This window comes from Acinetobacter sp. Res13-Abat-PEC15-P4-01 (assembly GCF_015676285.1).
GTDB classification, from domain to species: domain Bacteria; phylum Pseudomonadota; class Gammaproteobacteria; order Pseudomonadales; family Moraxellaceae; genus Acinetobacter; species Acinetobacter nematophilus.
Window position 1 is genome coordinate 553,643 of sequence record NZ_JADAIN010000020.1, and the last position, 21,152, is coordinate 574,794.

The following is a 21,152-nucleotide window of genomic DNA, read 5'->3' on the forward strand; positions in this document are numbered from 1 at the left end:
ATCGTTGAAAATACAAACGCTTAAAGCTCATACGCAATATTTTTGCTTAAATTGACTTGAAAAAGATGGATTTAGCACAAATATTAATACTGAAATATATCCTGATTATTTTGGTAAGCTTTTGAAAAACATATAAATTATTTTTTAAATAGAGTTGAAATCTACAAAACTGTTCCCATCTATTATTCAAGTACAAATTTGTTGTGAGGAATAACAAGAATGCGATTTGAAAAATTTACGAACCGCTTGCAGCAAGCTTTATCAGATGCACAATCTCAGGCAATGGGTAATGACAACACTGCCATCGAAGGTATTCACATTCTTTCTGCCTTATTGGAAGAACCTTCTAACCTGAGTCTGTTACAACAGGCGGGTGCGAATTTACCTGAATTAAAAGCAAAGTTGCAGAAAGCGCTGGCGGATGCGCCAAAAATTGGAACACCAACTGGAGATATCAATCTCAATCCTGAAGCCGTTCGAGCATTGAATTTGGCGGACAGTTTTGCACAAAAAGCGGGAGATGAGTTCTTATCTACGGACTGGGTCATCTTGGCACTGGCTGAAACTGGTGCAACCAAAACATTATTAACAGGCGTAGGCGTGACGACTGAAAAACTACGCAAAGCGATTGAAAATATTCGAGGGGGTGAACAAGTGATGGCAAATAACCATGAGGATCAACGAGATTCACTCAATAAATATACCATCGATCTGACTGCGCGTGCAGCGGAAGGTAAACTCGATCCTGTGATTGGTCGTGATGAGGAAATCCGTCGTACCATTCAGGTTCTATCACGCCGTACCAAAAATAATCCTGTGCTTATTGGTGAGCCAGGGGTAGGTAAAACAGCAATCGTTGAAGGTTTGGCGCAGCGTATTATCAATGGTGAGGTACCAGAAGGCTTAAAAGGTAAACGTGTTTTATCTTTGGATCTTGGTTCATTGTTGGCGGGGGCGAAATATCGTGGTGAGTTTGAAGAACGCTTAAAAGCAGTATTGAAAGACTTAGCGAAATTTGATGGTGAAATTATCCTGTTTATCGATGAACTGCATACTCTGGTAGGTGCAGGTAAAGGCGATGGTGCAATGGATGCAGGAAACATGTTGAAACCTGCATTGGCGCGTGGTGAGCTGCGTTGTGTGGGTGCAACGACTTTGGATGAGTACCGTCAATTTATTGAAAAAGATGCTGCTCTTGAACGTCGCTTCCAAAAAGTATTGGTAGATGAGCCAAGTGTGGAAGATACCATCGCAATTCTACGTGGTTTAAAAGATAAATATGCAACTCATCACGGTGTGCAAATTCTCGATTCTGCGATTATTGCTGCAGCGAAAATGTCACATCGCTATATTACAGATCGTCAATTGCCAGACAAAGCGATTGATTTGATTGATGAGGCGGCATCACGTATTAAAATGGAAATTGACTCCAAACCGGAAGCGCTAGATCGTTTAGACCGTCGTTTAATCCAATTGAAGATGCAGTTGGAAGCGGTCAAGAAAGATGCAGATTCAGTCAGCAAGGCGGAAGTTGAACATTTGGAAAAACAAATTGCTGAAGTTCAAAAAGAATACAGTGATTTGGAAGAAGTTTGGATCGCTGAAAAGCGTTTGGTTGATGGCACAAATCAGGCTCAAATTGAACTTGATAAAGCCCGTACAGCATTTGAAAAAGCGCAACGCGAAGGTGACTTGGCTGAAGCAAGCCGTTTGCAATATGGTGTAATTCCAGAGTTGCAAAAACGCTTGAATGAAGAAGAAGTTGCTGAAGTGAATGAAGAACCGAAACTGATCCGTACCAAAGTGACTGAAAATGAAATTGCAGAAGTGGTCAGTGCTGCAACAGGTATTCCAGTGTCCAAAATGTTACAGGGAGAACGTGAGAAACTTCTTCATATGGAAGATTTCTTACACAACCGTGTTGTAGGTCAGGATGAGGCTGTTGTGGCTGTAGCAAATGCTGTTCGCCGTTCACGCGCAGGTCTTTCTGATCCGAATCGCCCTAGTGGATCATTTTTGTTCCTTGGACCAACAGGGGTAGGGAAAACCGAGCTGACCAAAGCTTTAGGGAACTTTTTATTTGACAGTGATGATGCGATCATTCGAATCGACATGTCAGAATTTATGGAAAAACATTCGGTGAGTCGTTTGGTTGGAGCGCCTCCGGGTTACGTAGGTTATGAAGAAGGTGGTGTATTGACTGAAGCTGTACGCCGTAAACCGTACAGTGTGGTGTTGTTTGATGAGGTGGAAAAAGCTCATCCCGATGTATTTAACATTTTATTGCAGGTGCTCGATGATGGGCGTTTGACAGATTCTCAAGGTCGGGTGATTGACTTTAAGAATACGGTTATCGTGATGACGTCTAACTTGGGTTCGAGCGATGTTCGCGAGTTAGGTGAAGGAGCAAGCGATGAAGATGTGCGTGCGACGGTGATGAATGCGGTTTCTCAGCATTTCCGTCCAGAGTTCATTAACCGTATTGATGAGTTGGTGGTGTTCCACTCCTTGAAAAAATCGCAGATCCGAGGTATTGCTGATATACAATTGGATCGTTTACGTGCTCGTTTAGCTGAACGTGATATCGGTTTAAATGTTGATGATCAAGCTTTTGATATCCTGATTGATGCTGGTTTTGATCCTGTATATGGTGCGCGTCCGCTTAAACGTGCAATCCAGCAACAGGTTGAGAATCCACTGGCACAAAAAATCTTGTCAGGTACTTTCACACCGGGCGATACCATCTTGATCAGTGCTGAAAATGGCGAGCTTGATTTTGGCAAATTAAAATTGAGCTGATAGATTCATGTAAAAATACATCAAGCCAACTGTTTTAGGGCAGTTGGCTTTTTTATGCTATCAAGATTTCGAATGGCAAGGTCGCTTTTAATGAATAAAAAAATTTATATGGTATTGTTGTCTGTTCTATGCCTTAACCCTATGGCACGAGCCTTACCAGAACGGACGATTCAAGACATTATTGAACGTTCACAGCATGGTGATCCAGAAGCAATGTATCAATATGCTGACTCATTGTTGCAAGATGAGAATAAACCAAACCAAAAAGAGGGGGCAAAATGGATGCTAAAGTCGGCTGAAGGCGGATTTTGGCTTGCATTTTCAACTGTTGGTGATTTTTATAAATATGGTTTTACGGTTGAACAGGATTCAAAAAAAGCTGTTGAATGGTATCAAAAATCAGCGGAACATGATGATCCGGCGGGACAGAATAACTTGGGGCTTGCCTACTATACCGGTGAAGGTATATCGCAGAATAAAACTTTGGCTGCAAAATGGTATCAGAAATCAGCAGAACAAGGCGATGCCAATGCACAACGTAATTTAGCCCTCATGAATTTATACGGGGATGGCGTGGTCAAAAATGAAAAGCAAGCTTTTCAGTGGATGTTGAAATCAGCTGAGCAGGGTGATGAGGATGCTCAAAACAGTGTTGGACAAATGTATCTCGAAGGTAAGGGGGTTACTGAAAACTTAAAGTTGGCAGTGCAGTGGTTGAAACGTTCTGAAGCACAAGGCAACCGTTATGCACACCAACAGTTATGGGAAATGTGTAATGCAGGCAGAATTACAACGGAATGTACGGATTAGTTCTGTTTGAATCCATTTCAGCCAGACACAAGGCTTATTTAAAAAAATAAGCCTAATGCGTTTTACCTATTATCGGGTTTTCTGATCCATTTATTGCAACATTTGTTAAAAATTGATAATTTTTTAGTCAGGAATAATAATAAAGGACAGTTGATCATGACGATCAAAATAAAGGAAAAATCTGATTATTTAAAACTACTGGCTATGCTGTTGATGACACTGGGTTCGTGTGAGATATCGGCCAATCAACTGGATGACCAAGATCTTGCACAACAGTCTGTAGGTGTAGTAAAGCTCTCGCCGATTATTATTCAAGCCGTTAAGCAAGATGTTCAACAATCTGTAGATGAGCAAAAAGATTTACACAATAAGATCGCGCAACAACAAGCAGATGCCGCAAAAAAAGATGAAATATATTCTACTGTTTTGACCGATTTTGAATGGCAAAAAAAGGATCCTGATCCAAATAAACCTGGGGATAAATATATTACCCCCTTAGAAAAATATAGAATAATCGATATTGGATTTAACCCTTATCAACGCCACGATGTCCGCATCACAACGCAAGATCGTGTGACCTTATATATTGGTCATGAAGTGGATCCAGTAGCGTACAAGTAAATCCTGATTGAGGAATTAAACAGGGAAATGTTTGATTTTCCAAGCTCTATGGATTTTTTGATTACGTTTAAAATCTAAACCGATCGTTTCATTGCTGATCTCTTGGACATCAAACATAGCCTCAATTTCTTCATCCATTTCAAAACCACGGTAGTTATTTGAAAAATATAAAGTCCCTTCAGTCGTTAAACGATTCATTGCTCGTTTAAGTAATGAGACGTGATCACGTTGAACGTCGAAAGTGCCGTAGAATTTTTTTGAGTTTGAGAAAGTCGGAGGGTCAATAAAAATCAAGTCGTATTGTTCATGACCTTCTTTAAGCCATTCAAAACAGTCACTTGCAAAGAATTGATGTTGTTCATCGGCATGATCTACAGTCAGACCATTAAGTACAAAGTTTTCTTTGGACCAGTTTAAATAAGTATTGGATAAATCCACACTTGTTGTGCTAGCAGCCCCCCCTAGAGCAGCATGCAGACTTGCAGTTGATGTGTAGCTGTATAGGTTTAGGAAGTGTTTCCCTTTGGCTTCCGCTGCGATGCGTAAACGCATTTGACGGTGGTCTAGGAACAGACCGGTATCTAAATAATCTGTCAGATTGACCAAAATTTTGGCTTTACCTTCCTGAACAACAAAGCGTTTAGACGCTGTACTTTGTTTGGTGTACTGAGCTTTACCTTCTTGACGCGCACGGGTTTTAATAAAAATGGCATCACGTCCTAAACCTGTTACTGCACGGATCGATGTTAAAGCAAGGTTAAAACGTTTTTTGGCTTTCTCTGGGTCAATTGATTTTGGTGGGGCATATTCTTGAACATGCAAACGATCACCATACAAATCAACTGCAACATTAAAGTCAGGCAGATCAGCATCATAAAGGCGTAAGCAGTAGATATTTTCCTTGACTGCCCATTTCTTCAAGGCTTGCATATTTTTTTGCAAGCGATTGGTAAAGTCTTCCGCACCTTCGTTTTTTTCAAATTGTTGCGGTTGCCAATCTGCAAGGAAAGGTTGATTGACTGTAGCAGGCTTTATATCACCAAAGCGTACATAAATCGGCAGCTTACCGTTCATCAAACGTAAGATTTGTGGATTGTTAAATGCCAAGACATCAGCTTGTTCAACTGCAGCAGCAATCACCGCAGCATATTGATTCGGGAAATTCTTTTGTAAAAGCGCTGATAGACCTAAATATAATGCTCGGTTAGACGCTTTGTCACCCAAACGCTCACCATAAGGTGGATTGGTAACAACAAAGGATGTTTTTCCTTCAGCATGGAAGTCTGGCCAATCTGCTAAAGTTCGTTCCTCGATTTGAATTTGATCCAGTTGCTGTTCAAAACCTGCCGCAATAATATTTTGTTTGGTTGCTTTTACTGCTTCCCAATCTGCATCATAAGCATAGAATTTTGGTAAAGGTTGTTCTAGCGCAGCTTGGTGACGGTCTGCGGCTTCTGCTTTAATCGACATCCACAGTTCATGGTCATGTCCATTCCAGCCATTAAAGCCAAAACGACGGACTAAACCGGGGGCACGGTCAGTGAGAATCATCAGTGATTCAATGATGAATGTGCCTGATCCACACATCGGGTCCAGTATAATATCTGGATGACGTTCTTTCAGCTTGGCTTTTTGTAGGATGGCTGCTGCTAAATTCTCTTTGATTGGCGCATCCGTCATGTAACGGCGATAGCCACGTTTATGTAATGAGTCGCCTGATAAATCAAGACAGTAGGTATGCTGAGTTTTTCCTGCAAGTACATATAAAGTAATTTCAGGTTGTTTGATATCAATACTTGGGCGTTTACCTACCGCTTCCATAAATGAATCAACTACACCATCTTTGACACGTAAGGTCGCAAATTGAGTATTTACCTTGATATCGCGTTCAACGTGTAAGCGAACGGCAAAGGTACTTTGTGGAGCAAAAATCAAGGACCAATCAAAGTTGATTGCACCTTCATAGAGTTCTTCAGCAACGTCACGCGCATCATGAGTAAATTCGAGTTCATGTGTGTGAATAGGCGTGAGTACACGAGATGCAAGACGTGACCACATACAAATACGGTAAGCATCTTCCAGTTTGCCTTTAAAGACCAAACGTCCAGGAAATTTTTCAATATCTTGAATCCCTAAACCTTGAATTTCTTCTTGCAGTAAGGTTTCTAGTCCATCTGCACAGGTAACCCAATATGTAGAAAGACGCGGTTTCGAATTCATGAATATTTCCAAAGACATTAAAGCAATCGCATATTTTAGCGTATTTTGATGACGAAAACTTGTGGATTGTGCCAAGAAGATCGAAATTTTCCAAAAACCTTAAAATTCTTTAACAGATTGCGATAGTTTGCTTGAAATATATCCAAGTAGCTCTATTTAACCAAGATCGAATAAAGAACTTTAAAAAATGCTGAGTCTTGTTATTTCCATGTTTATTTTCTCTCTCTCAATGTCCATATCGCCTGGACCTGTGAATTTAACCATTTTAACCAGTAGTATGAATTACGGTACAAAATCCACTTTTGCCTTTATTTCCGGTGCAACGATTGGATTCACCGGATTATTGGCATCAGTCTGTTTTGGTCTATATCAACTGATTGTGGCTTATCCTGTACTTCTTGATCTTATTACCTTATTCGGTACAGCTTTACTGTTATGGATTGGGTTTAATATTCTGCGGGCAAAAGGCACAACGATTTCAACTCAAAATTCCGATCGAATTCAAATACCCACGTTTATGCAAGGCGTGTTGATGCAGTGGCTCAATCCAAAAGCATGGATTGCAGCTGTGGCGGGTACAGGGCTATTTTCAATCGCTCAAATTGATCATGCATTAGGGATATTCGTGTTTATTTATTTTGTGGTGTGCTATTTGTCTTTATTGTTGTGGGGAATTGCAGGTGAGAAATTAGCAAATTTCTTAAACAGAGGAAACCGTGCGCGAATTTTTAATGTGGTGATGGGATCAATATTGATTCTAATATCAATAGACATGTGTTGGTCATATTTTTTTCATTCTCCGTCCATATAAGAGAGCTATTCAGCACTTCAAAGTGCCTGCTGAATTTTATCTGATTTTTCCAGCCTGAAGAAGGCTATAAAACAAAGGATTGAAAATACATGGGAAAAGGATGTTCGTTTAATTTCTGGAGCATTTCATATTCTATTTTAAAATATCTGCAAAAAATGATCAGTTCTGGCAAAAAATAAAAGTCTTTTGGACACCATATTGGTCAATATACATTATGTTGATGTCATTGATAATGATGGTGAACGATCAGTTTGGTCGGTGGGGAGTCATGGGCGAACAGAATAATCGGTCTGCCGTAGTAAAACAGAAGCAAATCTTTGATGTGTTGATTGATTGGTATCCACCAGAGAAAGGAGGACGTCGGCAGATCCCACAACGAGGTATATATTATTGTACAACAGAGATTTTAAACAAGTATAAAACCGATACTTGGAGTATCGCACTTAAAATGAATGAAATCTCTCAGCATGAAGCAGAAATGTGGTTTTTTTTGATCATGATGAACGGCATGTACATATTGGGCAGTTGTTTGTTCTGTTGGAAGGTCCGAAGTGTGTTGGTCACATCATGATTCAACAATTTAAAGATTCTGGTTGAGTTTTAAAAAGAGGATGGATGTTTTAATTTAAGGTTGGTATATAAATTGCTTGATTATTCAGCGTATTGGTCAGTGTTCTGACATTAAAAAATTTAAATGAATACGGGGGATTTTATGCAACCAGTCAATAACAATCGCTTTATTGCGCATGCAGATGCATTTTCAATTGGGGCACTCATTTTAACCAGATTAAGACGGGTAACTGGACGAGTCATTGATGTGATGTATTTGGTCGACAATAAAAGCTATGCGCAGTATGTCATTGATATTTCTTTGGCAACTCAAGATGTTGAGCTTAATCGACATGCTTCACGTTTACAGCATTTACTTGATCAAGAACAGCCGTCTTCACACACAGCAGTTGATGGGAGAGAACAGCATTCTGCATCTGAAGAAGGCTATGTTTCTGGTGCAACGGAAGAAGAAATTTATCGTGCCCAAGTTTCTCATCACTATATTGGTGCATTGCGATAGTACAAATTTAAAAGCTTTGAGTATGCGGGGAGATCGGGCTTGAAGCTTTTACGCATATCACACAGAAAAAGGGTAAATCAACTTATATGCTGATATAAACCATAATTTTCATAGCGCATAGACCTTGAGTTACAGCAAGTTCAATACAGAAATCAGCAAATATCTGAAAGCACATCGAATGATTTATTCAGGAACTGCAGATGAATCCTTCGCTCAAACAGCGCAACGTTTGGCGGATTATAACCGGGCGAAAGATGCAGTTTTTCAGCAATGGTTGAACAATAAAAAGTTTAAAGAATTGATTTCGTGTGCACATGGTCGTTGGTATCCTTATGAGGAGTTTACCTTACCGTTGGCGCAGTATTTTGCTGATCAACAGGATTTAGCCCATTTAAAATTTTTGTGTGAACATGAAATCCGTTTTCGACTAGAAGATATGCTCAATTGTTTAAAGCGAGTCAAAGAATACGATGCGAAATTAACTCATAGCCAGATATTGGAGTACGGTCTCAGCCATTTAGATCCCGAAAAATATCATCCGATTCTGGAGCTATTTAAATGGCGGGATAAGGCATTGCATAGATTGGAAGTTTATCTTGAACTTCTTAAAGATCAATCTGACCAAGAATATAAAGAACTGATCAAGCAGTTAAAACAAAAGCTGTTGCAACTAAATATTAAAAAGTCTGATTTGAAACTGATCAAATTTAAACTTTACTAATTATTTTTGGCGTTATTTGCCCAAAACTTCGTCTGCCAAAGAAAAAGAAAATCTGTATAATACGTTAACTTAACCTCTAAGGAATCTCTCATGCACTTGGCGGCATTGCATACACCGAGCCAGATTCAACTCAATAATGATGGAAACTTAAAGCATTTCCTGACCATCGAAGGTCTTTCTAAAGAAACCCTCACTAAAATTCTAGATACAGCACATTCTTTTATAAACGATCAAAATCAACTGATAACGACACCCCTCTTAGAAGGTCGTACAGTGATGAATCTTTTTTTTGAAAATTCCACCCGTACTCGCACAACTTTTGAAGCTGCTGCAAAGCGTCTTTCGGCGAATGTATTGAATATTGATATCGCGCGTTCAAGTACCTCAAAAGGCGAAACATTGCGTGACACACTTTGGAATTTAGAAGCAATGGCTGCCGATATTTTTGTGGTGCGCCATTCTTCTTCGGGTGCTGCCCACTTTATTGCAGAAACTGTGTGTCCACATGTCGCTATTATCAATGCAGGTGACGGACGCCATGCACATCCAACTCAAGCGATGTTGGACATGTTGACCATCCGCCGAGAAACAAAAAAGAATTTTGAAGATATTCGTCTGGCAATTATTGGTGATATCAAACATTCCCGTGTCGCTCGTTCAGATATTGCGGCTTTACAAACACTAGGCTGTAAAGATATCCGTGTCATCGCACCAAACACTTTACTGCCTCATGGTTTCAGTGAATATGGTGAAGGGGTACGTCTGTTCAATAAAATGGACGAAGGAATCAAAGATTGTGATGTAATCATTACGCTACGTATTCAAAATGAACGTATTGATTCACCTGCTTTGTCTTCACAAGCTGAGTTTTACAAAATGTATGGTTTGAACAAAGAACGTCTTGCTTTGGCAAAACCAGATTGTATCGTGATGCATCCTGGACCCATGAATCGTGGCGTAGAAATTGACTCCAATATTGCGGATGGTGAACAATCGGTAATTCTTCATCAGGTGACCAACGGCATTGCTGTCCGCATGGCCGTATTGGCATTGGCAATGCAAGGTCAATTGCAGGAAAAAGGTTTGTTGGACGCGATTGCGGTTTAAGCGAAAGGATATAGTCATGAGTATTGTAAAAATTGAAAATGTACGTGTCTTAGACCCCATCAGCAAAACTGACCGCGTACAAACTGTTTATCTGCAAGATGGAAAATTGGTAGACGCTCCCGATGATGTTGGGAAAACTATTGATGGGCAAGGCAAATGGCTGATGCCAACCATGGTGGATTTATGTGCACGTTTGCGTGAACCGGGGCAACAACAACATGGGACCTTAAAGTCTGAAGGTAAGGCTGCTCGTGAAAATGGTATTCTACACGTGTTTACGCCTCCTGATTCTCAACCGATTGTGCAAGATAACGGCGCTCTGATTCATGGTTTGGTTGAAAAAGCCATGTTGGATGGTGGCATTCACTTACAGGTAATTGGTGCGCAAACGCAAGGTTTAAATGGTAAACAACCTGCCAATATGGCGGGTCTGAAAAAGGGTGGCTGTACAGCTGTTTCTAACGCTTATGCAACCTTTGAAAATGATGATGTGGTGCTTCGTACATTGGAGTATGCCGCTGGTCTGGATATGACCGTTGTGTTTTATCCTGAAGAACATCAAATTGCCAAAGACGGATGTGTACACGAAGGTTTTATTGCTTCTCGTCAAGGTCTGCCCATGATTCCTGCTTTAGCTGAAACAGTCGCTATTGCAAAATATTTATTGATGATTGAAGCCACAGGCGTTAAAGCCCATTTTGGCTTACTTTCAAGTGGTGCATCGGTAGAGTTGATACATATTGCTAAACAGAAAGGTTTGCCGGTCACTGCGGATGTTGCTATGCATCAACTGCATTTAACCGATCAATTGATTGATGGTTTTAATTCACTTGCACATGTACGGCCTCCATTACGTGCTGAAAAGGACAAGGAATTACTTCGCAAAGGGGTCAAGGATGGAGTAATCGATGCGATTTGTACCCACCATGAGCCTTTAAGCGGCTCAGCGAAATTAGCACCGTTTGCTGAAACTTTACCTGGCATCAGTGCATTTGATACTTATGTGTCTTTTGGTGTTCAATTGATTCGTGAAGGTTTATTTGAACCTTTGGAATGGGTTGAAAAAGTAACGTCTGCGCCTGCAAAAGTTGCTAACATGACTGAACGCTGGGTGAAAGAGTCAGGTTGGGCATTGGTTGATCCTGACTTGGAATGGGTAGTGAACAAAGACAGCATTTATTCAAATGGAAAAAATACGCCATTAATTAATCAAAAAATGTTAGGTAAAGTTGTGGCGACTTTTATTGCCTAATCTAGAGTATTGTTCATCTCTAATCAGTTTAAAAAGTCAGCATAAGCTGGCTTTTTTTATAAATATAAAACCTTTATTGCTACAAAAAGATATTATAAATATCAAAAATTAACCACTAGAATAAAAAACGATCAATAAGTGATTCTAATGCGACAAACACAACAATGATATAGGAGTGTCCAGAATTATGAATATTATTGAGCTTTTAAAACAACAAGTGACAACAAAAGTTTTACAGCATGATCAACAGTTTCAAGATGAAAAAATCGCTGCCTTAGGTGCGTTTTTCCCTATACTGCTCACAATCTTCAAATCCAAACCTGAACTGATTAGCACACTACAACAAAATCTGAATCCCCGACTCGCTGACATTTTCAGTTATCGTCCGGAAACGGTAACCCAATTTCTTGATCTGGTTCGGGGTAATGCACCCGCACAAGATATTGAAAACACGTTGAATCATGCCATTTCTCCAACATTGTCTTTGCTTGCAGATCAGGCAGGGTCAGACAATAAGCATGAAATTTTTGATTTGATCAAGGCGCAGTGGGGGAATATCCAAGCTGCGTTGCCTGCATGGGCTGGAGGAGTGTTTACAGCACTTGGACTGAGTGTCGGTGGCTTGAGCTTTGCATCCAGTGCAGAAGCTGTACCTGTTGCAGAAACGGTCCTACCACCTGTAGAGCCTGTTGCTCCGGCACCTGTGGAAATTGTCGCACCTACACCTGTACCCCCCATTAGCCCAACTCCGGTTCAAGATGAGCCAAAGAAATCAAATTGGCTGTTGCCCATCATTGCCCTGTTGGTGATTGCAGGTTTAGCCGCACTATTATTCAAGCAATGTAGCAGTAAACCTGCTGTAGTCGGCGAACCTGCAACTGGCAGCGCAGCTTCACAGGCTGTTGTGGATTTACAGGCTGCTGAATTTCAGCTTTCCACAGATGCCCAGGGTAAGCTGGCAAATTGTCAGGCACAATCCAGTAGCCAAACTTTGCTGGACCAATTAAAAGGTGCTGTGGCTGCTGTTTTCGGTCAAGCAGATCAGTGTCAAATTACTGCCAATACCGCTTATGCTGGTGACTTGCCTGATCAAAATGCAGTTCATCAAGTGTTAACAAAAATCAAAGGAATTCCAAATATTTCGTTGGCATGGATAGGGGATCAACTTACTATTCAAGCGCCAGATTTAGCTCAAGCACAAAAATTGGCTGACGAGTTAAAGGGGATTATTCCGAATGTACATATTACAGCAAACCAATCAACCACGAATCTACCTGCATCGGATGCGACAGCAAATGTCGATACCAGTAATTCACAAGCTGATCAAGCATTGTCAAATATTCAAGCAGAAACTGCCAATGTGAATGATATTGCCGCAGCCTTAAATCTTCAGGTGATTAACTTTGCAACTGGCTCTACAGCTATTCCTGATGCGAATAAAGCCATTTTGGATAAAGCAGCGAGCTTGTTAAAACAGCTTCCTGATGCAAAACTTGTGGTCAAGGGTTTTACCGATAATGTTGGGAATGCTGCTTCAAATAAAACCTTATCAGAAAAACGTGCGAAATCCGTTGTCGCTTATTTGGTTGAAAAAGGAGTGCATAGTTCTCAGCTCACTGCGGAAGGACATGGTCAGGATAATCCGATTGCAGATAATTCAACCAAGGAAGGACAATTTAAAAACCGCCGAATTGAGTTTGAAGTGGTGGGGGCAACAACACCTTAAAATTCTCATCATATGAAATGAATAAAAAAGCTTCTAGATAAGGAAGCTTTTTTATTTTTTACTCGAAAATCACATCAATTTTTGTTTAAATGGCGCAGATAAAAAAGATGATTGGATAAACAATGAATAAATCCTTTAGCCCTTTAGTTTTAATTGCAGCCCTTTCGAGTACTTTGTTATTGTCAGGATGTGATTATTTTAAAAAGAAAAAAGATGACAACAATACAGCACTAGCTGAGTGGAGTTGTACCAACCAAGGTAATATTGATCAAATTCAGAAATTTTTAAAAGATGAATATTTACGACAAGTTTCAGACAATATTGCCAATTCTGGTTATGAAGCAGATCAAGCATTGTTGCAAAAAATCAATAATGGTCTGAAATTTGAAGTCAAAAATGTACGTACTCTTAGCGATGATTCGAGTAAAACCAATCAGTTAGAGTGTGAAAGCCAACTGGTTGTGCAATTTCCTAAAGGTTTGCAACAGCGTGCTGAAAATGCCTATGCTGAATATGGGCAAGATTGTCGTAGTGAAGAATGTGAGGGTGAAGGTTATCGTACACTTCGAGAATATATTGAAGCTGGTGAGTCTAGACTGGTGCTTGGTAATGATCAGCTGAAAGGCAAATTCAACTATAATGTGGTTAAAACAGATAAAGATGGCCTTACCTTGGATGTGTTGAATCAAGATGCAATCATTCAAGGTGTAAGTTTTGTGGCTGTAAAAGCAGTGCAATATGCTGCGTATATTAAAGAAAATAAAGATATACGTGAACGTCAGCAAGAAAATCAGATCGAAAATGCGGCGCAGACTGAACTTGCTCAAAAAGCCATGGATATTCGTAAAAAAGAGTTGGATGAAGAAAAAGTCAAACAAGTTGATCGTTTAAATCAGACTTGGGATAGTTTAACGGAAGAAGCAAAGGCGCAGCTCAAACAAGATCAAGCAGAATGGTTTGAAAAACGTGATGTAGACTGTAAGGTGATTTCACAAAAAAGTTATAGTGAACTCCCTGAAAGTGAAGTTGAAACCTATCAGCAGCAGCGCCAATACTGGGATGATGCAATGTCTCAGCAAAATAAAGAAATGCAATATACCAAGTGTTTTAACAAGCGAACTGCTGAACGCATTATTTACCTCAATAATGCGTTGAATTAAACACATTATATTCTGAACTGTTTGAATGTTGGTTATGCCATAGAATGCATTCAGATTATTGTTGTAAAATATCAGCAAAGGGATGAATTGATTCATCCCTTTTTTATTGGCATGCTGTGGTCTAATTTAAATTTAAGTTGTTGTTATGCGTATTAGTCTCATTGGTTCAGGTCGTGTTGCGACTCATCTCGCTCGGAAACTGTCACAACAGCATGACATTGTACAGATTTATGCTCGTCATTTAACCCATGCAGAATCATTGGCATCTCAAGTGAATGCTCAAGCGATTGAACAGCTAGAACACCTTGATTCTAAAATTGATCTTTTGATTATTGCGGTCAGTGATCAAGCAATTTCACAAGTGATCCAATCTGTTCCTTCAGAATTGGCTGATGTTCTGATTGTACATACTTCTGGCAGTACCCATTTAAATGTTTTGACAGAGTATCATCAAAGATCCGGGGTTTTTTATCCTTTACAGACATTTAGTTTTGATCGTCATGTAGATTGGAATACGACCCCTTTATTTGTCGAAACTGAATTGGATGATGATTTGGCAATACTTACAGCTTTAGCCAATAGCCTAAGCAATCGTATCTATCACTATACTTCAGCGCAACGTTTGACTTTACATTTGGCAGCCGTGTTTGCATGTAACTTTAGTAATTATTGTTATGACATGGCAAAACAAGTGGTGGATGCGCAACATGTTGATTTCAGTCTGTTGTATCCTCTGATGATCGAAACCGCATATAAAGCCACCCAGAATGATCCCGTCGTAATGCAAACTGGTCCTGCAATGCGTGGTGATCTGAATATTTTAAATATGCATCAAAATATGTTGGAACAACAAGGCAGTGTGGATCTAAGCGATGTTTATGGTTTACTCAGTCAACAAATACAAAAAAAACACTCACCGGATTAAGCTGAGTGTTTGCTGTAAATTCGATGCGCAAATGGCTCATCATTTAATGATAGCAGCGTGATCTGCACCAATGGTGACGATGACTCCGATGCAAAATAGGCTACAGTAGATAAAAAACCAGATAATCATTCGTTTAAAGGCTTTGTCCGAAATAGAACTATCCGCATATTGTGGTTTTTTAGGGCTTTTGTCATCATTCATCGCAAAATCTCTTTCTGCTTAATATGATTGAATTATGACGAAATGAGTTGCTATCGCGTAGATACAAAAAATTAGAAAAAAAATATAACAGATAACATCAGAAACACATCATCTGTTATAAAAATTAGCCTTGGACGGCTGCCTCAATTATTTGAATTAAATGATCAAGTGCTTGAATCATTTTTTCATTCAATTCAAATGAGCAATTGATTCGAATAAAATTGTTTTGCTGATTGGTGATATTAAATAAATTACTCGGTGCAATACTGACGCCTTTCTCCAACATGAGATGATAAACATCATTGCTATTCACGAGCTCGGGCAATTCGATCCATAGAAAATAACCTGAAGGATAATAATTTACATGGCATGATGTGGGTAAATGAGCTTTGAGATAATTAAAATATTGTTTTTTATAACGTTGTAATGTTGAACGCAGTGTTTTTAGATGTTTCTCATAATGGCGATGGGATAAGTATTCAACCAGGGCATTTTGAATAAATGAGTTGACTGAAAGGGTACTCATTAGTTGAGTGTGTTGAATATGTTCTGAAAATTTTCCTGCATAGACCCAACCTATTCTAAAACCGGCTCCCAGTGTTTTAGAAAAAGATGAGCAGTGTAGAACCCAGTTTTGCTGATCAAAATATTTCATGGGGAGCGGTTTTTTTTGACCATAGTAGAGTTCTTCATAGACATCGTCTTCAATGAGATAAATTTGATGGGTATGCAAAAGTTTGGCGAGCTTGAGTTTAATCTCATCACTTACAGTGAAGCCAATTGGATTCTGACTATTCAACATCATCATACAAACTTTGATCTGATATTGAAGAATGGCGTGTTCAAAAGCCTCCAAATCAATGCCATGCTCAGTATGTTCAGGAATTGTAATCACTTTTAAGCCGAGACGTTCAGCTGCTTGCCATGCGCCATAAAACATGGTTTCTTGTAATAGAATATAATCTCCAGCATGCGTCAGCGCTTGTAATGAAAGATTTAAGGCATCCAATCCACCAGAGGTAATCACAATATCCGAAGGGTCAGTTGGAATACCTTGCATTGCGTATTTCTGTGCAATAATTTTACGCAGTTGATAATTTCCTGGCGGTAAACTGGGTGTCTGTTCATAACTGCGCCGTTGCCTTGCAAGTTGTCCGAGCGATTGAATGAGCTTGGCTGAATATAGCAATTGACTATTTGGAAATGCAGAACCCAGTGGAATGATATTTTCAGATTGTATCGATTTTAAATATTTAAATACCACTGAGTTGATTTCAATAGTTTCATTGATGCTATGTCGTGTTTTACTGTGTTGAGAAGATTGCTCAACCACAAAATAACCAGACTTTTCTTTGGAATAAATCAAACCCTGCGCTTCAAGTTCTTGATAGGCATTCATGACTGTAATCAGGCTGAACCCGGATTGTTCAACCTGCTGCCGAAGTGAAGGGAGTTTTTCATGTGCTTTCCATGTCCCATTTTCAATCAATGTTTTAAGGCTATGCGCCAGTTGTTCAGATTTATACATGGTGTTATTCAAGACAAGGTGTCAAATAACTATAACAGATCACATCGTTTCAACTCTATCTGTTATATATTTTTTATAAATATTTGTGGCTATAATTATTTATGATTTGTTTTCAGAATAGTTTTACTTGAGGTGGTAAAGAGTGAGTTAGAGAAATGTTTATAACAGCCCAGTTGAATGTGCTTACGCAGTTTTTATCTGATCATGCCTGTTCAACCAAGGTGATAAATCAATTAAATCAGAAATTTGTCAACTTTGAAGCAACATTATTACGTGCCAAAGTGCTACGTGAATTTTCTGAAAAAAGACATATATCGATTATTCAATCTGAAATGACCACCGACCAAACAGATTTTGCCTATTTGTTTGCGCCGTTTATATTGGCAAATTTAAATCAAACTGTTTTGTACACCTCTCCATTAACAGATCAACTCCAAAGCCTGCTCAAGCCTTATTATCAAATTGAAAAAGCCGTAAATTTAACGGAAAAAGATGAAACAGTATTAGAAAGCTTAAAATTACGTCTTGATTTTCAGCATCAAGCGTTAATCAAGCAGGATTTTATTTGTTTTGAACTGTTCAAGGCGCTCACACAGTCTGAAATACAGACTATTTTTTTAATTACAGATCATCCGATCGATATCCAAGGTCTATATGAAATAGAATGTTTTTTTAGAGTCAGAATTTTTCTGGTACGCCCGCAAGATCATCAATCTCAGCGCTCATTTGAATACCAAACAGATCATTTAAACATGCAACAATTACTTTTTAAATATAAAGATGCAGTACATATCGAACTATGTCGAGAATTCTCAGAAATGAACGCAAGAATTTTAAGTTTATTAGGGCTTTATGATATTTATCGGGCACAAAATCTGGTCGAAGATATGTTTTATTCTGAGCACATTTATGAAAAGTTGTCTGTGTATGCTGAATATATGCAAACAAAATTACAGAACAATGTGCTGAGTCCGAAATTCAAGTCCATATCAAGCATAACGATATAGAAAGGCAGAAAAGCTGTAACAGGAGTCACCGCTTTTCTGGATAATGACGTCTTTCAGTTTAGTTTATTTTTTTGAAAATAAAGTCATTGATTTTATGACCCGATTCAATACCGCGGCGTTCAAATTTAGTTTGTGGGCGCCATTCTGGACGAGGATAACTATTGCCTTTTCCTGCAAGATTTTCTAGACGAGGACGATTGTCTAATACATCAAGCATCCATTCAGCATATGGTTCCCAATCTGTTGCTGCATGAAAAGTACCACCAATTTCAAGTTTTTCTTCCACCAAAGGCATACGGTCATGAGAAACAAAACGACGTTTGAAATGACGTTTTTTCTGCCAAGGGTCCGGAAAATAAAGCTGAACAGTATTAATGCTATTATCAGGCATTTCACGTAGCACTTGAATTGCATCCGCATCTAGAACACGAAGATTTTTGACTTCAGCCATCCCTGCCTCATATACACACTGTGCAATACCAGGAACATGAACTTCAATTCCAACAAAATTACGCTCAGGATTGGCTTTTGCCATCAACACTAAAGATCGTCCCATACCAAAACCAATTTCAACAGTCAGTGGGCGTTCAGGATGATCGAAATGTTGTCGCAAGTCGCCAACAGGGTATTCCAGAATTAACTCACGATGTTGCTCAAGTGCGGTACGTTGTGAAGTATTGAGCGGCGACGATCTACGCATAAACGTCACAATTTCACGGTGTTCTTGTAAATTGTCTAAGTCAACAATTTGTGCTTCGATTTGATCGTTTGACATGATTTTGGTAATACTGGAAATCTAAAAGGCGTATTGTAAGACCTGAGCATGCCAAGTCAAATTTTTTATGGTTGGGCTGATGCAGTGAAATCCAAAAAATGAGTCTGATGGCGAATGAACAAAAGTTCAGTGAGTGAAAATTTGCTTATTCGCCAGTTTGAGCCACCATGCTTTTATAAATTTCCCAAGTATTGACTATTTTTGCTGGGTATAAATTAAATCTTTTAAGTCAAAGCCTAAATGCTGTGCATAATTTAAGTATTCTTCCATAATCACAGGGTCAAGTGTTTGAGAGCGGCTCAGTAACCAAAGATACTTTTTGTTGGGTGTTCCGACCAAAGCCACTTGGTAGTCATCATCAATTTTTAGAATCCAATAATCACCGCGACCTACAGGTAACCACCGTAAAGCTTTTGGTAAAAATGTAACTTTTAATTTTGAATTTACAGGCGCATTTTGAACTTTGGCGACTCCAATAGATTGTTGAAGTTTGCCTTCTCGACTATAACAAGTATTATCAACTCGGATTGTTCCATTTTCATTTAATGTATAGTGCGCGCTTACATTGTAATCACATTTTTTCTGAAAATAGAGGGGCTTGCGCGCAATTTCATGCCATTGACCCAAGTATTTATTTAAATTGATATCTTTAGCTGTTGGGATTTTTTCACGTTCTGAATGCGCGAATGCAGCAACACTGAGTAGTGCAACTCCACTGACTAAAGTAAATAATCTTAATTTATTATTCATAACAACGCCTTATCTGTTTTGACCATTGATTCAATATACCCAATGATCGATAAATGTGAATTATCTATTGTAAATTTACTTACCAAACATGTAATTGAATGACGATGTGATAGAAAATTCTCGGTTGAATTTTGGACTAGCGTAGAATGATAAATTTAATCATCTTAAAAATTACGCTATTCTAAACTTTGTCTGATCAGTTCGATCAGTTCTCGAGTAGCTTTAGGAAGTGCCTTGTCTTTGAGCCAAATCAAATAAATTGGAACAGAAAGTTGGTTATAAGTATTTTTAAAATTAATTTGAATTAAACGACCATTTTCAATATGCGTTTTGACCAGGGAATATGGAAAATTTCCCCATCCTAATCCTGCTTCAACCATATCAATGGCGGTGTGTAGATTATTGGTCCTCCAGTAAGATGCACCAATAACGGGTCTTAAGTCAGCAATATCCAAATCCATACTTGCCACAATGATTTGACGGATATGAATGAGATCTTCGATATAAATAGGGTGGTTTTGCTGTGTGACTAAATCGTGTTGAGCCGAAATCGTTGCAACGACGGTTTCCAGACTAACCAACTGCAAATGCTCCTGCATTTTAATATTCTGTCCAGAACCCGCCAAACAGATACTGATTTGCTCAGAATACAATAAATGTAGAATATCATCCTGTGGCGCGGTAATGATTTCGATATTTAATAGTGGATATTTGGATGCAAGCTGATCAATTGCACGCAAAAGCTTCTGATTATTCACATCCGACACCATACCTATTTTTAATATGCTTTCGAGACCCAAAGAAAGTTCATAGGCATGTTTGCTCAGTTGTTTTAATTGTTCGGAAATAATACGAGCCTGTGGAGCTAATGCCAGTGCAGTAGAGGTTGGAATGACTTTTCGTGGCGTTCTCTCAAAGAGTGGTAAGCCTAATTCAGCTTCAATATTGGCAATTCCCATACTTACTGCGGAAGGGACTCTATTCAAGGCACGAGCAGCTGCTGAAAAAGAACCTGTATCCATGACCTTGACAAACAATTCAATATTTTCACTGGTGAAATGCATAGTTTGGTATCAGCTCAACTGAAAGCTATTGTCTTTATCTATTATTATAACTGAAATTAAAATAGACGTTCTTAAAAAATTTGAGGATGATTCATGCAAGGGCTTAAACGTCGAGTGATTTATGTAAGTAGTTATGAAATCATCGGATTGACAATTTCATCTTTGGGTCTTGCATTACTTTCAGGGACTCAATTGAGTCATACGGGGCCATTGGCGATTTTTATTACGACCATTGCTGTGAGTTGGAATTTTATTTATAACCTTATTTTTGAGTCTTGGGAAAAACGTCAGCTTTCACGCCAACGTACCGTCAAACGTCGTATTGCTCATGCGATCGGCTTCCAATTGACCTTAATTGTATTTTTAATCCCATTGATCGCATGGTGGATGAAAATCAGCTTTCTCGATGCATTTCTGTTGGATGCAGCATTGATTGTGATTATTCCGATTTATACCTTTGTTTTTAATTGGTCATTTGACCGTATCTTTGGGTTGCCCCTATCTGCACAAACTTAAAGGAATATAGACTTTAAATTTGAATTTTTTGCCCATCAGCATGGATGGGCAATGCTTGAATCTTCTTAATTCATTTTATATTTCTAT

Annotated in this window: 19 protein-coding genes; 14 read left to right on the top strand and 5 right to left on the bottom strand. The window is 39.0% G+C overall.

Annotated features, from left to right (window positions below; genetic code table 11):
• Nucleotides 1-219: 219 nt before the first annotated feature.
• The 3 genes from clpB to IMO47_RS09570 all read left to right on the top strand — a co-directional run bounded on the left by clpB (nt 220) and on the right by IMO47_RS09570 (nt 4,230).
• Entirely contained in the window at nt 220-2,799 is a 2,580-nt protein-coding gene (gene clpB, locus IMO47_RS09555) for an ATP-dependent chaperone ClpB (RefSeq protein ID WP_196077550.1), read from the top strand.
• Nucleotides 2,800-2,889: 90 nt separating this feature from the next.
• A complete protein-coding gene (locus tag IMO47_RS19610) occupies nt 2,890-3,609 on the top strand; it encodes a tetratricopeptide repeat protein (RefSeq protein ID WP_227552364.1) in 720 nt (239 codons plus the stop codon).
• Nucleotides 3,610-3,765: 156 nt separating this feature from the next.
• Nucleotides 3,766-4,230, top strand: a complete 465-nt coding sequence (locus IMO47_RS09570; RefSeq protein ID WP_196077551.1) for a hypothetical protein — start codon at nt 3,766-3,768, stop codon at nt 4,228-4,230.
• 15 nt (nt 4,231-4,245) lie between these two features.
• On the opposite strand, the gene rlmKL is transcribed toward IMO47_RS09570, so the two are convergent.
• Nucleotides 4,246-6,450, bottom strand: coding sequence for a bifunctional 23S rRNA (guanine(2069)-N(7))-methyltransferase RlmK/23S rRNA (guanine(2445)-N(2))-methyltransferase RlmL (gene rlmKL / locus IMO47_RS09575; RefSeq protein WP_196077552.1), 2,205 nt, complete (start codon nt 6,448-6,450; stop codon nt 4,246-4,248).
• A gap of 187 nt (nt 6,451-6,637) precedes the next feature.
• On the opposite strand from rlmKL, the gene IMO47_RS09580 reads away from it, so the two are divergent.
• The 9 genes from IMO47_RS09580 to IMO47_RS09620 all read left to right on the top strand — a co-directional run bounded on the left by IMO47_RS09580 (nt 6,638) and on the right by IMO47_RS09620 (nt 15,224).
• Nucleotides 6,638-7,261: a LysE family translocator gene (locus IMO47_RS09580; RefSeq protein ID WP_198426921.1), complete on the top strand. Its 624-nt coding sequence runs from the start codon at nt 6,638-6,640 to the stop codon at nt 7,259-7,261.
• A 238-nt stretch (nt 7,262-7,499) separates the two neighbouring features.
• Nucleotides 7,500-7,832 carry a hypothetical protein gene (locus IMO47_RS09585; protein ID WP_227552363.1) on the top strand — a complete coding sequence of 111 codons (333 nt, stop codon included), beginning with the start codon at nt 7,500-7,502 and terminating at the stop codon, nt 7,830-7,832.
• A gap of 141 nt (nt 7,833-7,973) precedes the next feature.
• Complete coding sequence (locus IMO47_RS09590; protein WP_196077554.1) at nt 7,974-8,333, top strand: hypothetical protein; 360 nt, start codon at nt 7,974-7,976, stop codon at nt 8,331-8,333.
• A 178-nt stretch (nt 8,334-8,511) separates the two neighbouring features.
• Nucleotides 8,512-9,054 carry a hypothetical protein gene (locus IMO47_RS09595; RefSeq protein ID WP_196077562.1) on the top strand — a complete coding sequence of 181 codons (543 nt, stop codon included), beginning with the start codon at nt 8,512-8,514 and terminating at the stop codon, nt 9,052-9,054.
• 90 nt (nt 9,055-9,144) lie between these two features.
• Nucleotides 9,145-10,161, top strand: a complete 1,017-nt coding sequence (locus IMO47_RS09600) for an aspartate carbamoyltransferase catalytic subunit (protein ID WP_196077555.1) — start codon at nt 9,145-9,147, stop codon at nt 10,159-10,161.
• A 16-nt stretch (nt 10,162-10,177) separates the two neighbouring features.
• A complete protein-coding gene (locus IMO47_RS09605) occupies nt 10,178-11,413 on the top strand; it encodes a dihydroorotase (RefSeq protein WP_196077556.1) in 1,236 nt (411 codons plus the stop codon).
• A 187-nt stretch (nt 11,414-11,600) separates the two neighbouring features.
• On the top strand, nt 11,601-13,139 hold the full coding sequence (locus IMO47_RS09610; protein WP_196077557.1) for an OmpA family protein: 1,539 nt from the start codon (nt 11,601-11,603) through the stop codon (nt 13,137-13,139).
• A 122-nt stretch (nt 13,140-13,261) separates the two neighbouring features.
• On the top strand, nt 13,262-14,299 hold the full coding sequence (locus IMO47_RS09615) for a DUF1311 domain-containing protein (RefSeq protein WP_196077558.1): 1,038 nt from the start codon (nt 13,262-13,264) through the stop codon (nt 14,297-14,299).
• A 145-nt stretch (nt 14,300-14,444) separates the two neighbouring features.
• On the top strand, nt 14,445-15,224 hold the full coding sequence (locus IMO47_RS09620) for a Rossmann-like and DUF2520 domain-containing protein (RefSeq protein ID WP_196077559.1): 780 nt from the start codon (nt 14,445-14,447) through the stop codon (nt 15,222-15,224).
• A gap of 325 nt (nt 15,225-15,549) precedes the next feature.
• On the opposite strand, the gene IMO47_RS09625 is transcribed toward IMO47_RS09620, so the two are convergent.
• Nucleotides 15,550-16,953 carry a PLP-dependent aminotransferase family protein gene (locus tag IMO47_RS09625; protein WP_196077560.1) on the bottom strand — a complete coding sequence of 468 codons (1,404 nt, stop codon included), beginning with the start codon at nt 16,951-16,953 and terminating at the stop codon, nt 15,550-15,552.
• 155 nt (nt 16,954-17,108) lie between these two features.
• On the opposite strand from IMO47_RS09625, the gene IMO47_RS09630 reads away from it, so the two are divergent.
• A complete protein-coding gene (locus IMO47_RS09630; protein ID WP_196074467.1) occupies nt 17,109-17,960 on the top strand; it encodes a hypothetical protein in 852 nt (283 codons plus the stop codon).
• A 58-nt stretch (nt 17,961-18,018) separates the two neighbouring features.
• On the opposite strand, the gene trmB is transcribed toward IMO47_RS09630, so the two are convergent.
• The 3 genes from trmB to IMO47_RS09645 form a co-directional block, all read right to left on the bottom strand.
• Nucleotides 18,019-18,735 (bottom strand): tRNA (guanosine(46)-N7)-methyltransferase TrmB, encoded by a 717-nt coding sequence (trmB, locus tag IMO47_RS09635; RefSeq protein ID WP_196074466.1) that lies wholly within the window; start codon nt 18,733-18,735, stop codon nt 18,019-18,021.
• 195 nt (nt 18,736-18,930) lie between these two features.
• Nucleotides 18,931-19,485: a lipocalin family protein gene (locus IMO47_RS09640; RefSeq protein WP_196074465.1), complete on the bottom strand. Its 555-nt coding sequence runs from the start codon at nt 19,483-19,485 to the stop codon at nt 18,931-18,933.
• 176 nt (nt 19,486-19,661) lie between these two features.
• On the bottom strand, nt 19,662-20,549 hold the full coding sequence (locus tag IMO47_RS09645; protein WP_196074464.1) for a LysR family transcriptional regulator: 888 nt from the start codon (nt 20,547-20,549) through the stop codon (nt 19,662-19,664).
• A 93-nt stretch (nt 20,550-20,642) separates the two neighbouring features.
• Here IMO47_RS09645 and IMO47_RS09650 point away from each other — a divergent pair, with 93 nt between their 5' ends.
• Nucleotides 20,643-21,065 carry a PACE efflux transporter gene (locus IMO47_RS09650; RefSeq protein ID WP_196074463.1) on the top strand — a complete coding sequence of 141 codons (423 nt, stop codon included), beginning with the start codon at nt 20,643-20,645 and terminating at the stop codon, nt 21,063-21,065.
• Nucleotides 21,066-21,152: the final 87 nt, after the last annotated feature.

What these genes read in the sequence shown, in the direction of transcription:
- IMO47_RS09630 (WP_196074467.1), top strand. Translation starts at nt 17,109, where the DNA reads ATGTTTATAACAGCCCAGTTGAATGTGCTTACGCAGTTTTTATCTGAT.
- IMO47_RS09570 (WP_196077551.1), top strand. Translation starts at nt 3,766, where the DNA reads ATGACGATCAAAATAAAGGAAAAATCTGATTATTTAAAACTACTGGCT.
- IMO47_RS09595 (WP_196077562.1), top strand. Translation starts at nt 8,512, where the DNA reads ATGATTTATTCAGGAACTGCAGATGAATCCTTCGCTCAAACAGCGCAA.
- IMO47_RS19610 (WP_227552364.1), top strand. Translation starts at nt 2,890, where the DNA reads ATGAATAAAAAAATTTATATGGTATTGTTGTCTGTTCTATGCCTTAAC.
- IMO47_RS09590 (WP_196077554.1), top strand. Translation starts at nt 7,974, where the DNA reads ATGCAACCAGTCAATAACAATCGCTTTATTGCGCATGCAGATGCATTT.
- IMO47_RS09625 (WP_196077560.1), bottom strand. Translation starts at nt 16,953, where the DNA reads ATGTATAAATCTGAACAACTGGCGCATAGCCTTAAAACATTGATTGAA.
- IMO47_RS09580 (WP_198426921.1), top strand. Translation starts at nt 6,638, where the DNA reads ATGCTGAGTCTTGTTATTTCCATGTTTATTTTCTCTCTCTCAATGTCC.
- IMO47_RS09645 (WP_196074464.1), bottom strand. Translation starts at nt 20,549, where the DNA reads ATGCATTTCACCAGTGAAAATATTGAATTGTTTGTCAAGGTCATGGAT.
- IMO47_RS09620 (WP_196077559.1), top strand. Translation starts at nt 14,445, where the DNA reads ATGCGTATTAGTCTCATTGGTTCAGGTCGTGTTGCGACTCATCTCGCT.
- IMO47_RS09615 (WP_196077558.1), top strand. Translation starts at nt 13,262, where the DNA reads ATGAATAAATCCTTTAGCCCTTTAGTTTTAATTGCAGCCCTTTCGAGT.
- IMO47_RS09650 (WP_196074463.1), top strand. Translation starts at nt 20,643, where the DNA reads ATGCAAGGGCTTAAACGTCGAGTGATTTATGTAAGTAGTTATGAAATC.
- IMO47_RS09600 (WP_196077555.1), top strand. Translation starts at nt 9,145, where the DNA reads ATGCACTTGGCGGCATTGCATACACCGAGCCAGATTCAACTCAATAAT.
- IMO47_RS09640 (WP_196074465.1), bottom strand. Translation starts at nt 19,485, where the DNA reads ATGAATAATAAATTAAGATTATTTACTTTAGTCAGTGGAGTTGCACTA.
- IMO47_RS09605 (WP_196077556.1), top strand. Translation starts at nt 10,178, where the DNA reads ATGAGTATTGTAAAAATTGAAAATGTACGTGTCTTAGACCCCATCAGC.
- clpB (WP_196077550.1), top strand. Translation starts at nt 220, where the DNA reads ATGCGATTTGAAAAATTTACGAACCGCTTGCAGCAAGCTTTATCAGAT.
- rlmKL (WP_196077552.1), bottom strand. Translation starts at nt 6,450, where the DNA reads ATGAATTCGAAACCGCGTCTTTCTACATATTGGGTTACCTGTGCAGAT.
- trmB (WP_196074466.1), bottom strand. Translation starts at nt 18,735, where the DNA reads ATGTCAAACGATCAAATCGAAGCACAAATTGTTGACTTAGACAATTTA.
- IMO47_RS09610 (WP_196077557.1), top strand. Translation starts at nt 11,601, where the DNA reads ATGAATATTATTGAGCTTTTAAAACAACAAGTGACAACAAAAGTTTTA.